This is a genomic window from Colwellia sp. Bg11-12 (assembly GCF_014076955.1).
Lineage (GTDB): Bacteria > Pseudomonadota > Gammaproteobacteria > Enterobacterales > Alteromonadaceae > Colwellia_A.
Window position 1 is genome coordinate 1 of the sequence record NZ_JACGUZ010000081.1, and the last position, 14,488, is coordinate 14,488.

At 39.1% G+C, this 14,488-nt stretch carries 12 protein-coding genes; 5 read left to right on the top strand and 7 right to left on the bottom strand.

Going from position 1 to position 14,488, the window contains the following annotated elements:
- Positions 1-336 precede the first annotated feature (336 nt).
- From gmhB to H4J39_RS17230, 5 genes are all read right to left on the bottom strand, one after another.
- A complete protein-coding gene (gene gmhB / locus H4J39_RS17210; RefSeq protein WP_182229578.1) occupies positions 337-873 on the bottom strand; it encodes a D-glycero-beta-D-manno-heptose 1,7-bisphosphate 7-phosphatase in 537 nt (178 codons plus the stop codon).
- Between the two features lie 118 nt (positions 874-991).
- Positions 992-1,753 carry an SDR family oxidoreductase gene (locus H4J39_RS17215; protein ID WP_182229579.1) on the bottom strand — a complete coding sequence of 254 codons (762 nt, stop codon included), beginning with the start codon at positions 1,751-1,753 and terminating at the stop codon, positions 992-994.
- A 40-nt stretch (positions 1,754-1,793) separates the two neighbouring features.
- Positions 1,794-2,927 carry an enoyl-CoA hydratase/isomerase family protein gene (locus H4J39_RS17220; protein WP_182229580.1) on the bottom strand — a complete coding sequence of 378 codons (1,134 nt, stop codon included), beginning with the start codon at positions 2,925-2,927 and terminating at the stop codon, positions 1,794-1,796.
- A 42-nt stretch (positions 2,928-2,969) separates the two neighbouring features.
- Positions 2,970-4,004 (bottom strand): oxidoreductase, encoded by a 1,035-nt coding sequence (locus H4J39_RS17225; RefSeq protein WP_182229581.1) that lies wholly within the window; start codon positions 4,002-4,004, stop codon positions 2,970-2,972.
- Between the two features lie 113 nt (positions 4,005-4,117).
- A complete protein-coding gene (locus tag H4J39_RS17230) occupies positions 4,118-7,498 on the bottom strand; it encodes a methylmalonyl-CoA mutase family protein (RefSeq protein ID WP_182229582.1) in 3,381 nt (1,126 codons plus the stop codon).
- A 211-nt stretch (positions 7,499-7,709) separates the two neighbouring features.
- On the opposite strand from H4J39_RS17230, the gene H4J39_RS17235 reads away from it, so the two are divergent.
- On the top strand, positions 7,710-8,597 hold the full coding sequence (locus H4J39_RS17235) for an AraC family transcriptional regulator (RefSeq protein ID WP_182229583.1): 888 nt from the start codon (positions 7,710-7,712) through the stop codon (positions 8,595-8,597).
- A 214-nt stretch (positions 8,598-8,811) separates the two neighbouring features.
- Here H4J39_RS17235 and H4J39_RS17240 read toward each other — a convergent pair whose 3' ends face one another.
- Entirely contained in the window at positions 8,812-9,996 is a 1,185-nt protein-coding gene (locus H4J39_RS17240) for an acetyl-CoA C-acyltransferase (protein WP_182229584.1), read from the bottom strand.
- Positions 9,997-10,127: 131 nt separating this feature from the next.
- Entirely contained in the window at positions 10,128-10,295 is a 168-nt protein-coding gene (locus H4J39_RS17245; protein WP_182229585.1) for a hypothetical protein, read from the bottom strand.
- Between H4J39_RS17245 and H4J39_RS17250 the strand changes: the two genes are divergently transcribed.
- The 4 genes from H4J39_RS17250 (at position 10,294) to H4J39_RS17265 (ending at position 14,474) form a co-directional block, all read left to right on the top strand.
- Positions 10,294-10,707, top strand: a complete 414-nt coding sequence (locus H4J39_RS17250) for a MerR family DNA-binding transcriptional regulator (RefSeq protein ID WP_182229586.1) — start codon at positions 10,294-10,296, stop codon at positions 10,705-10,707. The genes H4J39_RS17245 and H4J39_RS17250 overlap by 2 nt on opposite strands.
- Before the next feature lie 26 nt (positions 10,708-10,733).
- Positions 10,734-11,903, top strand: a complete 1,170-nt coding sequence (locus tag H4J39_RS17255) for an isovaleryl-CoA dehydrogenase (protein ID WP_182229587.1) — start codon at positions 10,734-10,736, stop codon at positions 11,901-11,903.
- Positions 11,904-12,030: 127 nt separating this feature from the next.
- Entirely contained in the window at positions 12,031-13,638 is a 1,608-nt protein-coding gene (locus tag H4J39_RS17260) for a carboxyl transferase domain-containing protein (RefSeq protein WP_182229588.1), read from the top strand.
- Positions 13,639-13,649: 11 nt separating this feature from the next.
- Complete coding sequence (locus tag H4J39_RS17265) at positions 13,650-14,474, top strand: enoyl-CoA hydratase/isomerase family protein (RefSeq protein ID WP_182229589.1); 825 nt, start codon at positions 13,650-13,652, stop codon at positions 14,472-14,474.
- Positions 14,475-14,488 lie beyond the last annotated feature (14 nt).

The following is a 14,488-nucleotide window of genomic DNA, read 5'->3' on the forward strand; positions in this document are numbered from 1 at the left end:
AAAAGTTAACCGAAACAAAATCTCATTCGCTTTGCTTCGTTGCTGCAGGCCTTGCCTGAAGCGAGATGCGTATTCTACGCAACTCAGTTTCGATGTCAACGTTTTATTTAATTTAATTTGAAGTTCTTTTCGAAGATTCAAACCTTATCTATAAAACATTAAGTTAACTACTTTACTCTAAAGTGATGTAGATAACTTATCAAAACAGCCCTTTCGTGGTTCGTTTTAACTGGACCCCTTGGAACTGGAGCGCATTCTAGACATTTCTCGCTGGGCGTCAACCTTTTTTTGTCATAACTTTGAAATAAACACTTTTTCGATTATTTATTGAACTATTCAGTTAATATATAGGCTAGCTTCGATAAGGCTATTGATACGATGTGCTATTATTGACTCATTATCGTTATATTGACCCGCGAGTAATATTCTATTTTCAATACCAGCACGCTCAGCCGCCTGCATATCTGAAATTTTATCACCAATAAAAACACTCTTTGCTAAATCCAGGTTATGTTCTTTTGCTGCAGATAGGATCATACCGGGTTCAGGCTTTCGACAGTCACACACTTTTAAATATGCTCCTAGCCCTTTTTCAGGATGATGCGGACAATGATAGACTGACGAAATGGTAATACCTTTCGCCTTAAATTCATCAACCATCCACATGGATAACTGCTCAAATTGCTCAACGGTATATTTACCTCGACCTATACCCGACTGATTAGTAATAACAAAGATTTCATAACCTTTATTTTGTGCATCTAGGCTAACTGCAAAAATATCTTTAACAAACTCAAACGCTTCTTTATTATAAACGTAACCATGGTCAACATTAATAATGCCATCACGATCTAAAAATAGTGCTTTATTCATAATCAGTTTCTTGTATGTAACTTTTGTAAATAGGTTATTTATTATATTAATTGAAAAAGGCGAACATATGTTCGCCTTTACTAACGCTTATTCCGAAAACATCATAAGCATTTAAAGCTTACATGCAAAGACCGCCATCAATTTCTACGACTCGACCTGTAAAAAATTCATTCTCAAAAATGTACTTAACGGTATGTGCTATTTCATCCGGCTCACCTAGACGACCAACAGGCTTCATACTTTCTAAACGATCGCGCATTTCTGGTTTCATTGCATCGGTCATCGCGGTGCGAATAACACCTGGAGCAATAGCACCAACTCGAATTCCATGACGTCCAAGTTCTCTTGCCCACGTAACAGTCATCGCGACAACGCCAGCTTTAGATGCGGCATAGTTGGTTTGCCCCATGTTACCGCCTCTTGCAATAGATGACATATTAATGATCACACCTTTTCGCTTACCTTCAATCATATGAACGGCGGCTTCGCGACCACATAAGAAGACACCTGTTAAATTAACATCTATCACTGATTGAAATTGATCTAATGACATCTTTTTAGCAACTACACCGTCTTTAGCTTTAACAAACATGCCGTCACGTAATATACCAGCGTTGTTAATTAAGCCATCAATACCTGAAAAATCACTATTAATTTGACTAAATATCGCTTCTACTTCACTTTCATTGGTTACATTCGCTAAATAATATTTTGCAGATGAACCGGCCGCTTCAATAAGCTTTACAGTTTCTTGCAATAGTTCTTCGTTCAAGTCTATCAAGGCTAATTTTGCGCCATTATTTGCTAAACTGATGGCCATTGAACGACCTAGGCCTTGCCCGCCACCTGTAATTACGATCGTTTTATTTGTTAAATTCATTTTTTTCCTCAGTGCTTATGCTTATATATTTTTAATGTGCTTATTTTATAGAAAGTGGTACAAAGAACCACTCTATTATTTTATGATCAATATCGTTAATGTTTTTATAACGCCACTGTGGGTTTCTGTCTTTATCAACAAGTAAAGCCCTAACACCTTCTGAAAATTCTTTTTGCTGACAACAGCGTAAAGACAAGTTTAATTCGCTTTTAAAACATTGTGCTAATGTATAATTTTCACTCTGTTTTAGTTGTTGATAAATAAGGGCACAACTTAATGGGCTGCCATTTTGTATTTTCTTTTGTGCTTGCTCAAGCCATTGACTGTCGAGTAGCTCTTTATTATCACCACTCAAATCAAAATCGATAATATTTTGGTATATTTCAAAAACATTATCAGCTTTTGTCAACTCAGCTATTATAACTCGATGTTTTACTATAAGTGATTCGGGTTGATTTTTCTCTGCAATGGCTAAAGGAGATAATATATTATTTAGCAGCTTATGGTTTTGACTATCCCTGTTCCAGTTAGTTTTAAGTAACTGCTCTACAATATCATCCATTGTATTACTATTAATAAGATAATCTGCAAGTCCTAAATATTGAGCATCTACACCATTAAACATTGCCCCCGTTAACCCTAAAAACAAACCGATATTATCTGGCATTTTATTTAGGAACCAACTTGCACCAACATCAGGATATAAACCAATAGTAACTTCTGGCATTGCCATTAAAGTTTTTTCAGTCGTTACTCGATGACTAGCCCCAGCCATTAAACCAACGCCTCCTCCCATAACATAACCATCGGCCCATGCTAAAATAGGTTTTTTATAGTCGTGTATAAGTTGGTCAAGCTGATATTCTTGTTGAAAAAAATCAACAGCCTCTGAAGAAACAATTTTTTCATCATTAATAGGAAAGCTTTGATTTTTAAAATGATGATAAAGACTTACTACATCTCCACCCGCACAAAAAGCTTTATCACCTGCACCTTTTAACAAAACCACAGCAACATTCTCATTACATTGCCAGTGATTCAATTGCTCAGTAAGTAAAAGTATCATCGGTAAACTTAATGCATTTAATGATTTTGTTGCATTGAGCTCTGCAATAGCAATGACTTTACCATTTACGGCTAACTTTTCTGAAAAAATAACGGGAGATTGCTGCATATATATCACTTTATATCGTTAACGATAGCCAAAATAAAAAAGTTATAAGCTTCCATCAATTTCTACAACCGTTCTACCGGTTACAGTTCCATCAACATAAGCGTCAAACGCATTAGGTAACTCGGAAAAAGGAATAGTTGTGGGTGCAATTAGCGCTAATTTTGATGGTTTAAGATCGGTCGCTAAACGCTTCCACCCCTGAGTGCGCACTGATATTGGCATTTCAACAGAGTTGATCCCAAGTAAACTTACACCGCGTAAGATGAATGGCATTACCGTGGTATCTAATTTATAACCACCCGCTAAACCAATGGAAGCAATATTCCCCCACACATTGGTAGTGCGTGTTAGCCAAGCTAACGTGTCACCACCAACACTATCAACTGCCCCGCCCCACTGTGCATTTTCAAGTGGTTTGCTGCCCATTTCAACATCATGGCGACTAATCAGCTTACTTGCGCCAAGCGCTTTTAAATAATCTTCTTGTTCTGTCTTACCGGTAAAAGCAATTACTTCATAACCAATATTTGACAACATGTTAATCGCAAAACTACCAACACCACCAGTAGCACCAGTGACGACAATCGGCCCACGTTCAGGAATTTGGCCATTATCTTCCATACGCTGAATGGCAAGTGCTGCCGTATATCCTGCAGTACCCAATGCCATCACATCACGTAAACTCATCCCTGTTGGTAATGCAACGACTGAATCAGCTTTTACTCGCGCATACTCGGTGTAACCGCCATCGTAAAGTTCAGATAATTGAGCCCCACATACCAGCACTTTATCGCCCGCTTTAAATCGTTCATCAATAGAGGTGATCACAACACCAGACAAATCAATACCACCAACTAAAGGGTATGTGCGTAAAATTCGTCCTTTACCGGTAGCTGCAAGGGCATCTTTATAATTAATATCTGAATAAGCAACTTTAATCACCACTTCGCCTGCGGTTAAGTCATCAATACTAATCTGTTCAAAGCCACTGGTGATTTTTTTCTTATCTCCATCTTGTGTCTGATGGATACGAAAGGCAGTAAATTTTTTGGGTAACTCAGCTGATATAGTCGACATAATTATTCCAATTCCAATTTTAAAAAAAAGTGTACAAAGAAATAAGATCAAAGCATAAGTCATGCACTAGCACTATTATACTTTAATCTAATAAGGCGCTTATTTACGATTAATTACATGTTGCGACGATACTGTCCACCCGCTTCAAATAATGAATTAACTATTTGCCCTAATGAACAAACCTTACAAGCATCCATCATTAATTCGAAAATATTCTCGTGGTTAATAGCGGCTGTTTGTAAACGCTTAAGTAAGACTTCTACTTCTGCTTCGTTAGCTTTATTTAAACTTGCTAACATATCAATTTGATAAGTTTTTTCTTCTTCTGTTGCGCGAATAACTTCTTCAGGAACAACGGTTGGCGACCCCGTTGAACTAAGGAATGTATTTACACCAATAATGGGGTATTCACCTGAATGCTTTAGGTGTTCATAATACATACTTTCTTCTTGTATTTTACCACGTTGATACATGGTTTCCATTGCGCCAAGTACACCACCGCGTTCGTTAATACGGTCAAACTCAGTTAATACCGCCTCTTCCACTAAGTCGGTTAACTCTTCAATAATAAAAGCCCCTTGAATAGGGTTTTCATTTTTAGAAAGGCCTAATTCACGATTGATAATTAATTGAATCGCCATCGCGCGTCGAACACTGTCTTCGGTTGGTGTAGTAATCGCTTCATCATAAGCGTTGGTATGCAAAGAGTTACAGTTATCGTTTATCGCGTAAAGCGCTTGTAACGTAGTACGAATATCATTGAAATCAATTTCTTGAGCATGCAATGAACGACCTGATGTTTGAATATGGTATTTCAACATTTGTGCACGGGCATTCGCGCCATATTTGTTTTTCATCGCTTTCGACCAAATACGACGAGCCACTCGGCCAATTACCGCATATTCTGGGTCGATACCGTTTGAGAAGAAAAACGATAAGTTAGGACCAAATTCATTAATGTCCATACCACGACTCAAATAATATTCTACAAAAGTAAAGCCGTTGGCTAGGGTTAACGCCAACTGAGTAATTGGGTTCGCGCCAGCTTCGGCGATATGGTAACCAGAAATAGACACTGAATAGAAATTACGCACACCTTTTTCAATAAAGTATTCTTGTACATCGCCCATTAAACGCAGCGCAAATTCAGTGGAGAATATACACGTATTCTGCGCTTGATCTTCTTTTAATATATCAGCTTGAACTGTACCGCGAACTAGCGTTAACGTTTTAGCCTTTATCGCTTGATAGACTTCAGGAGGTAAAACTTGATCGCCTGTTACACCAATTAACATCAAGCCTAAACCGTCGTTGCCTTCAGGCAATTCACCTTGGTAACTTGGACGTTCACAGCCTTTGTCTTTATAAATTTTAGCGATTGTGGCAGCAACTTCTTTTTCTAAACCATTTTCAGTAATGAAACGCTCACATTGTTGGTCAATAGCCGTATTCAAGAAGAAACCTAATAACATCGGCGCAGGACCATTAATGGTCATTGAAACTGAGGTCATTGTATGGGCTAAATCAAAACCAGAATACAATTTCTTTGCATCATCTAGACAACAAATAGACACACCCGCATTACCTATTTTCCCATAAATATCAGGACGAATAGCCGGATCGTTACCGTATAAAGTTACTGAGTCGAAGGCTGTTGACAAACGTTTCGCCGGCATACCTTTTGACACATAATGAAAACGACGGTTAGTTCGTTCCGGGCCACCTTCACCTGCGAACATACGTGTAGGGTCTTCACCTTCACGTTTGAATGGGAATAAACCGGCAGTGTACGGAAATTCACCCGGTACGTTCTCTTGTAAATTCCACTTTAGAATATCGCCCCAACCTTGGTATTTAGGCATGCTAATTTTTGGAATATCACTGCCCGACAATGATTTAGAATGGGTTTGTATTGATAACTCTTTATCACGAACTTTAAATTTAAATTCAGGGTCTTTATAACACTGAACTTTAGTCGCCCATTGCTCAAGCAATACTTTGTTTTTAGGATCTAAATCTAACTCAACATGTGAATATAACGCTTCAAGTTGCGTCACTAAATCAGCAGAAACCTCTGTATCTGTTTCTTTCGCCGTTTCAATTGCTTGATGAATACCGTAAAGTTTTTGTGCAACCGTTGTTTGCTTATCAACCCAGGCGTCATATCCACGGTTATTTTCAGCTATCTCAGATAAATAACGAATACGACTCCCTGGAATTACACTACTCTTATTCGCTAATGTGCCCTCTGTAGACAAAATATCGCCAACGACTAGACCCACTTTAGAGTTTAACGCTGTAATAACCGCATTGTATAATTCGGTCATGCCACGGTCGTTAAATTGTGAAGCAATAGTGCCGTATACCGGTACTTCATCATCACCCGCTTCAAACATGCCACGGTTACGTTTATATTGTTTTTTCACATCACGAAGCGCATCTAAAGCACCACGTTTGTCAAATTTATTAAGTGCAATAATATCGGCAAAATCGAGCATATCGATTTTTTCTAATTGTGTTGCTGCGCCGTATTCCGGCGTCATAACGTATAAAGAAACATCTGAATGTTCTTCAATTTCTGTATCTGACTGACCAATACCCGAGGTTTCTAGGATAATTAAATCAAAATCTGTCGCTTTTAAAATTTCTAAAGTGTCATTAACATAAACAGATAAAGCTAAGTTTGACTGACGCGTAGCTAGCGAACGCATATAAACACGATCGTTATTGACTGCGTTCATACGAATTCTGTCGCCAAGTAGCGCACCACCGGTCTTACGTTTAGAAGGGTCAACCGAGACAATGGCAATTTTACTCTCTGCTGTTGCCATTAAAAAGCGGCGAATTAATTCATCAACCAATGAAGATTTACCGGCACCACCCGTGCCCGTAATGCCTAAGACAGGTGTTTTACTTGCTGAGGCAATTTTACGAATTTTATCTAATGCCACTTTATTTTCTTGTGGCGCATTTTCTGCTGCTGAAATTAAACGAGCAATGGCTTGTTTATCATTTTTCTTTAAATTTGCCACATCATCTTTTTTAACATTAACGCCCGTTTTGAAATCACAGCGCTCTAGCATGTCATCAATCATGCCTAATAAACCAAGTGCACGACCGTCATCAGGAGAATAAATACGTGTAATACCATAATCTTGTAGCATTTTAATTTCATCTGGCAATATAACACCACCGCCACCACCTACTATACGAATGTGCTCACAGCCACGTTCTTTAAGCAGATCGTACATATATTTAAAGTATTCATTATGTCCCCCTTGATAAGAGGTCATTGCTATAGCGTTAGCATCTTCTTGAATTGCAGTATTAACAACTTCTTCTACACTGCGGTCATGACCTAAATGAATAACTTCTGCACCACTTGATTGTAAAATTCGGCGCATTATATTAATAGCAGCGTCGTGGCCATCAAACAGAGAAGCGGCAGTAACAATTCTAATTTTATTTTTTAACTGGTAACGTTCAGTTGTCATAGCAAACTCACTTATAGTAGGGGTAATGCTGGCAGCAAAGTAATAAATACCGCAGCCAGTAAAGTATCTTTAGTGTTGTATTGTGATATATATTTTTAATAATTCTATTTGAACATACTGTATAGCTAGTTGAAATTGATTTTATTGTTAATTTGATGGATTATATTGCTACAATATAATTTATTTAAAAACAGTAGGTTTGAGAAGAAACATGGCTGATAACTTAACAAAAAAACAACCTGCAGAAATACATGACATACGTTTAATTATCCCTATATTTTTACTAAACAAATTGAAGAAGCACCCTTTAACACAAGGTTTATACCCATTATCTCTGGGTAAATCATCGCAAGACCTAACCTTTAATATGAAACAGAGTCAACCGGCTCACCATTGTTTAATTTACTGTCAATCAGGTAGTGGAATTCTAGACTATAAAAATAAAAAAAGAGAGGTCAGTGCGGGCGATCTTGTTATTTTAACGCCAAATCAGGATTTTACTTATCAAGTCAATAACAATAAAGCACACGCCGTTTTTTGGATTAACTTTCAAGGGACGTTAGCACTCGATTTTGCTCAACGTTTATTAATGAAAATGGACGATGGTTTAGCGCATGTTAGTGTGCTGAGCAACATTCTCTCAGACTTTAACCATTTATTGGCACTCGGGAGAAGAGGCTACACAGCAACCAACGTGATACATGCCGTCCATATTTTACAACAAGCTCTGAGCTTTTTAGCACTTCAGCTTAGATTGAGTGCCTTCAACAATAGTTCAGCTTTTGATATTGACGCTGTCGAACGTTTGATGAGAGATAATCTGCATCAAGAATTAAGTTTAGATACACTTGCACATTACAGTAAATTATCTAAATTTCATTTTTCAAAAAAATTTAAAGAACTCACTGATACTTCGCCGATCCAGCATTTCATTAATATGAAGATTCAACGCGCTTGTTTTGATCTCGATAAGACTCAGCATACCATTAAGCAAATCGGAGAAGGGTTAGGTTATAACGACCCATACTATTTCTCACGACTGTTTAAAAAATCAGTAGGCATGTCACCGAAGCAGTATAGAGATTCAGGGCATAAATAATGATGTTACTTTTCGTTTTTTTCAAAGACAGTTACTTAATTACCGTTTATGAAATAGGTAAACCCACCTAAATATCACTCTTTATTACCTATTGAAAAATTCTAGCTGATACCTAATAACGATAAGATGTAAATTGGTCAAGGCCCCACCTTTAGCTACAAAAAAGCCGCAAGTGCTTAAACACTTACGGCTTTTTTATATAAATAAGTAGTAGTTAAAACATTTCAACCGCAATAGCTGTTGCTTCACCACCACCAATACAAAGGGATGCGAGACCTTTAGAAAGGCCTCTGTTTTTCAATGCATGAATTAAAGTCACCATGATGCGAGCACCACTAGCACCTAAAGGATGACCCAGTGCACAGGCGCCACCGTTAACATTTACTTTTTCAACGTCTAAAGCTAATTCTTTAATCGCTAGCATGGTGACCATGGCGAAAGCTTCATTAATTTCCCATAAATCAACATCTGCTGCTGTCCAATTCGCTTTTGCTAATACTTTATTCATCGCGCCAACAGGTGCAACGGTAAACTCTTCTGGTTTTTGTGCATGCGTTGCATGAGCGACAATTTTACATAAAGGGGTTAAACCGCGTTTCTCTGCTTCCGACTGCTTCATCATTACTAATGCAGCGGCACCGTCTGAAATTGAGCTAGAGTTTGCAGCAGTAATTGTACCGTCTCTTTTAAAAGCAGCACGAAGTGAAGGTATTTTATCAGGACGAGCATTGCCTGGTTGTTCATCGATAGCGAATACCGAATCACCACGACGAGATTTAATGGTTACCGGTGAAATTTCATTTTCAAAAGCGCCAGCGGCAATTGCTGCATTGGCACGGGCTAATGAACGAATTGCGTATTCATCCATATCTTCACGGGTAAAACCAGCGTCATCAGCAGTTTCTTGTGCGAAACAACCCATAGCAATACCGTCATAAGCATTTTCTAAACCGTCAGTCATCATATGGTCAAGTATTTGGCCATGCCCCATTTTAATGCCACTTCGCCCTTTGGGTAAAAGGTGTGGGGCGTTAGTCATACTTTCCATACCGCCAGCAACAGCAACATCGATAGAACCTGCCATTAATGAATCATGTGCTTGCATTGCCGCTTTCATACCTGAACCACACACTTTATTAATCGTGGTACAAACTGTTGATAACGCTAAATCAGCTGCTAATGCTGCTTGACGAGCAGGCGCTTGCTTTAAGCCTGCAGGAAGCACACAACCCATGATCACTTCATCAACTTGATCGTTAGCTATATTTGCAGCAGCAAGTGCACCACGAATAGCTGTTGCACCTAAGTCCGGTGAAGTAACAGCAGATAGTCCGCCCATAAAACCACCCATAGGGGTTCTAGACGCTGAAACAATAACAATAGGATCTGTAGTAGACATGAAGCTCTCCAACATAAAAATAAAAAAGGATAAATTAATGCCCATTACCATAACTTATATTTGACGTTTACGCCAACGTAAACTTTAATTGAACATGCAATCATTTAGTAAGAGCAAATCAATTAACTGAGTTAAGGCTTAGGGGTCATTTGAATCGCGATAATGTCTTGGATATTTTTAATTAACGTGTAAATTATTGACTGCATATTCCATGTATCATCGATGAAAAAAGCCCTTGCTTTACGTTGACGTAAACTTCCTGTAAGGTGACTACATAACATAAATGTAGAGTTTTTCATGGCCGAACCCAAAGCACAGACTTTTTCAATCAGTGATCTTTCTAAAGAGTTTGATATAACAACTCGAAGTATTCGTTTTTACGAAGATCAAGGCTTGCTTGCTCCTACCCGTAAAGGACAAACTCGAATTTATAACCAAAGAGATAAAGTTCGACTAAAGTTAATTCTACGCGGAAAACGCTTAGGGTTTTCATTAGCAGAAACAGGACGTATCTTTGAGTTATACGATTTAGATAATACCAGTGCCAGCCAGTTAAAATTAATGATGGACATTATTGAACAGAAAAAATCAGATTTATATCAGCAACTTGATGACATCAAAGTCGTATTGATGGAATTAACAAATTTAGAAGAAAGCTGTTTAACGACATTATCAGCTATCGACAATAAAAACTTAACTAATAACCTATAAGTAGCTCACTAAGCTAAGGAAATAACATGATTTCTACCTTCTCATCTTTAAACTTTAATCTAGGCGAAACTGTCGAGATGATCCGCGATTCGGTTAACGCTTTTTCTCGTGACGAAATTGCGCCACGCGCAGCACAAATAGATATTGATAATGAATTTCCTAATGATTTATGGCGCAAATTTGGCGAGTTAGGCTTACTTGGCATGACCGTTGACGAAGAATATGGCGGTTCTGGTTTAGGTTATTTAGAGCACATGGTCGCGATGCAAGAAATTTCACGTGCTTCTGCGTCGGTAGGTTTAAGTTACGGCGCAATGTCTAACCTTTGTTTAAACCAACTAAACAAAAACGGTTCACATGAGCAAAAAGCTAAATATTTACCCAAACTTTGTAGCGGTGAGCATATTGGCGCATTGGCGATGAGTGAGCCTAACGCAGGTTCTGATGTAGTAAGCATGAAGCTGCGCGCTGATAAAAAAGGCGACAAGTACATTTTAAACGGCAACAAAATGTGGATCACCAATGGTCCTGATGCCAATGTTTATGTTATCTATGCAAAAACTGATACCGCAGCGGGCTCAAAGGGCATTACCGCTTTCATCGTTGAGCGTGACTTCCCTGGTTTTTCTCGTCACCAAAAATTAGACAAGCTAGGTATGCGTGGTTCAAACACGTGTGAATTAGTTTTTCAAGATTGTGAAGTACCTGCAGAAAACATTTTAGGTGAAGAAGGCAAAGGCGTTCGTGTCTTAATGTCTGGTCTTGATTACGAGCGTATTGTTTTAACAGGTGGCCCACTAGGGATTATGGATGCGTGTATGGACTTAGTTGTTCCTTATATTCATGACCGCAAGCAATTTGGTCAATCTATTGGTGAGTTCCAATTAATTCAAGGCAAAGTTGCTGATATGTACACCCAAATGAATGCAGCTAAATCGTATGCTTATTTATGTGCACAAGCGGCAGATCGTGGTGAAACTACGCGTAAAGATGCTGCGGGTGTTATTTTAGTTGCCGCAGAATTAGCGACAAAAATGGCCTTAGATGCAATTCAATTACTCGGTGGTAATGGTTATATCAATGAATTTCCAGCAGGTCGTTTGTTACGTGATGCTAAATTATATGAAATTGGCGCAGGTACTTCTGAAATTCGTCGCATGCTCATTGGTCGAGAGTTATTCGCTGAGTCTAAATAACGTAATAACCTGCAAACAATCTTTCTATTGAAAGAGAAATAGATGAGAGCCGCACTACTCTCATCTAAGCTTGCAGCATTAAACCTGATGTTCTTACTGATAAACCTCTATAATAAAGGCAAATATCGTGGCTAAAATAATTTCAAAAATAAATGTACGCAGCCCTGAATTCATTGAAAACGCTGCACATATGCAAGTTCAAGTCGATGATCTAAAAGTAAAGCTTGAACAAATAAAACTGGGTGGCGGGCAGCGCAGTCGGGAACGTCATTTATCACGTGGTAAATTATTACCGCGCGACCGTGTTAATGCCCTACTTGATGCAGGCTCACCATTTTTAGAATTATCTCAACTCGCCGCTTATGAAGTTTATGACGCAGATGTCCCTGCTGCAGGTATTATCACCGGTGTTGGCCGAGTCGGTGGACAAGAGTGCGTTATCGTTGCAAACGATGCCACCGTAAAAGGTGGAACCTATTTCCCACTTACCGTTAAAAAACATCTCCGCGCGCAAACGATTGCACAAGAAAATAACTTACCTTGTATTTATTTGGTCGACTCTGGTGGCGCTAACCTTCCCAACCAAGATGAAGTATTTCCTGATAAAGAACACTTTGGTCGTATTTTCTTTAATCAAGCGAATATGTCTGCACAAGCTATTCCACAAATTGCTGTTGTTATGGGCTCATGTACTGCAGGTGGTGCTTATGTACCAGCAATGGCAGACGAGTCGATAATCGTTAAAGAACAAGGTACCATATTTTTAGCGGGTCCTCCGCTGGTAAAAGCCGCAACGGGTGAAGTTGTTAGCGCTGAAGACTTAGGTGGCGCTGATATACATTGTCGCACCTCTGGGGTCGCCGACCATTATGCACAAAATGACCACCATGCTTTAGAAATTGCCCGCAATGTTGTGGGTAATTTAAATCGTGTTAAACCCGTCACAATGAATATTCAGCCTATTGTTGAACCGGCTTACGACGCACAAGAAATATATGGCGTTGTACCCAAAGATGCTCGCCAGCCATTCGATATTCGTGAAATTATCGCACGTGTTGTCGATGGCAGTAATTTTGATGAATTTAAAGCCCTTTATGGTACAACCTTAGTGTGTGGCTTTGCTCGTATTTTTGGCTACCCCGTTGGTATAATCGCGAATAACGGTATTCTTTTTGGCGAATCTGCACAAAAAGGCGCTCACTTTATTGAGTTATGTGCACAACGAAAAATCCCTTTAGTTTTCTTACAAAACATAACCGGATTTATGGTTGGAAAGCAATATGAAGCCGGTGGTATTGCTAAACATGGCGCAAAAATGGTGACTGCCGTTGCAACCGCACAAGTCCCAAAATTTACCGTATTAATTGGTGGTAGTTTTGGCGCGGGTAACTATGGTATGTGTGGCCGTGCTTACGATCCTCGTTTCTTATTTATGTGGCCCAATGCCCGTATTTCTGTGATGGGCGGCGAACAAGCAGCTGGCGTTTTGGCTCAAGTTAAGCGCGATCAAAAAGACAAATTAGGTGAGCAATGGAGCGAGCAAGAAGAAGCCGACTTCAAACAACCGATTATTGATACTTATGAGCACCAAGGTCACCCTTATTATGCCTCAGCCCGTTTATGGGATGATGGTATTATTGACCCTGCTGATACTCGCCAAATATTAGGTCTCGCCCTTTCCGCATCATTGAACAAACCTATTGAGGATACCAAGTTTGGTATCTTTAGAATGTAGGGCTGAGAACTATGACACCATTACCAGATATCAATTCGGGTCACGTATTACTTAACGTAGACCGTTATGGGGTAGCAACAGTTACTTTAAATAACCCTGATAAACACAATGCCTTTGATGACAAAATTATTGCCCAATTAACAGTGATTTTTATGAATATAGCCACACGTGACGATATTCATGTGATGATTTTGGCATCAACGGGCAAAAGCTTTTCTGCAGGCGCTGACCTAGGTTGGATGAAACGCATGGCTAGCTATTCTTATGAAGAAAACTTAAGCGATGCAAATGCACTTGCTCAGATGTTACGAGCGCTAAATTTTCTGCCACAAACAACCATTGCCCAAATTCAAGGTGCTGCTTTTGGCGGCGCGGTAGGTCTAGCGAGTTGTTGTGACATTGTTATTGCCAGCAACAAAGCCAGCTTTTGTCTTAGTGAAGTTAAATTGGGTTTAATTCCAGCAACGATTAGCCCTTATGTTGTTAATGCGATTGGCCAAAAAGCGAGTCGTCGATACTTTCAAACCGCAGAACGCTTTTTTGCTGACAAAGCGCAACAGTTAGGTTTAGTTGATGAAATAGTGAGTGTAGACGAATTAGAAAACACAGTAAACAATATGGTGACTACCGTATTAAGTAATGGCCCGCAAGCCGTTCGTCAAGCAAAGCAACTTGCCTTGGATGTGGCTTATCAAGACATTAATTTTGAATTACTTAGCATGACCAGTGAACGTATCGCGTCAATTCGCGTTTCAGATGAAGGCCAAGAAGGCTTAACTGCTTTTTTTGAAAAACGACCAGCAAGCTGGCTAAAAGAACCGACGAGTGAAGGATAAAAACATGTCTCCAT

Coding starts and splice junctions, on each gene's coding strand:
- gmhB (WP_182229578.1), bottom strand. CDS start 873: ATGAATAAAGCACTATTTTTAGATCGTGATGGCATTATTAATGTTGAC.
- H4J39_RS17215 (WP_182229579.1), bottom strand. CDS start 1,753: ATGAATTTAACAAATAAAACGATCGTAATTACAGGTGGCGGGCAAGGC.
- H4J39_RS17220 (WP_182229580.1), bottom strand. CDS start 2,927: ATGCAGCAATCTCCCGTTATTTTTTCAGAAAAGTTAGCCGTAAATGGT.
- H4J39_RS17225 (WP_182229581.1), bottom strand. CDS start 4,004: ATGTCGACTATATCAGCTGAGTTACCCAAAAAATTTACTGCCTTTCGT.
- H4J39_RS17230 (WP_182229582.1), bottom strand. CDS start 7,498: ATGACAACTGAACGTTACCAGTTAAAAAATAAAATTAGAATTGTTACT.
- H4J39_RS17235 (WP_182229583.1), top strand. CDS start 7,710: ATGGCTGATAACTTAACAAAAAAACAACCTGCAGAAATACATGACATA.
- H4J39_RS17240 (WP_182229584.1), bottom strand. CDS start 9,996: ATGTCTACTACAGATCCTATTGTTATTGTTTCAGCGTCTAGAACCCCT.
- H4J39_RS17250 (WP_182229586.1), top strand. CDS start 10,294: ATGGCCGAACCCAAAGCACAGACTTTTTCAATCAGTGATCTTTCTAAA.
- H4J39_RS17245 (WP_182229585.1), bottom strand. CDS start 10,295: ATGAAAAACTCTACATTTATGTTATGTAGTCACCTTACAGGAAGTTTA.
- H4J39_RS17255 (WP_182229587.1), top strand. CDS start 10,734: ATGATTTCTACCTTCTCATCTTTAAACTTTAATCTAGGCGAAACTGTC.
- H4J39_RS17265 (WP_182229589.1), top strand. CDS start 13,650: ATGACACCATTACCAGATATCAATTCGGGTCACGTATTACTTAACGTA.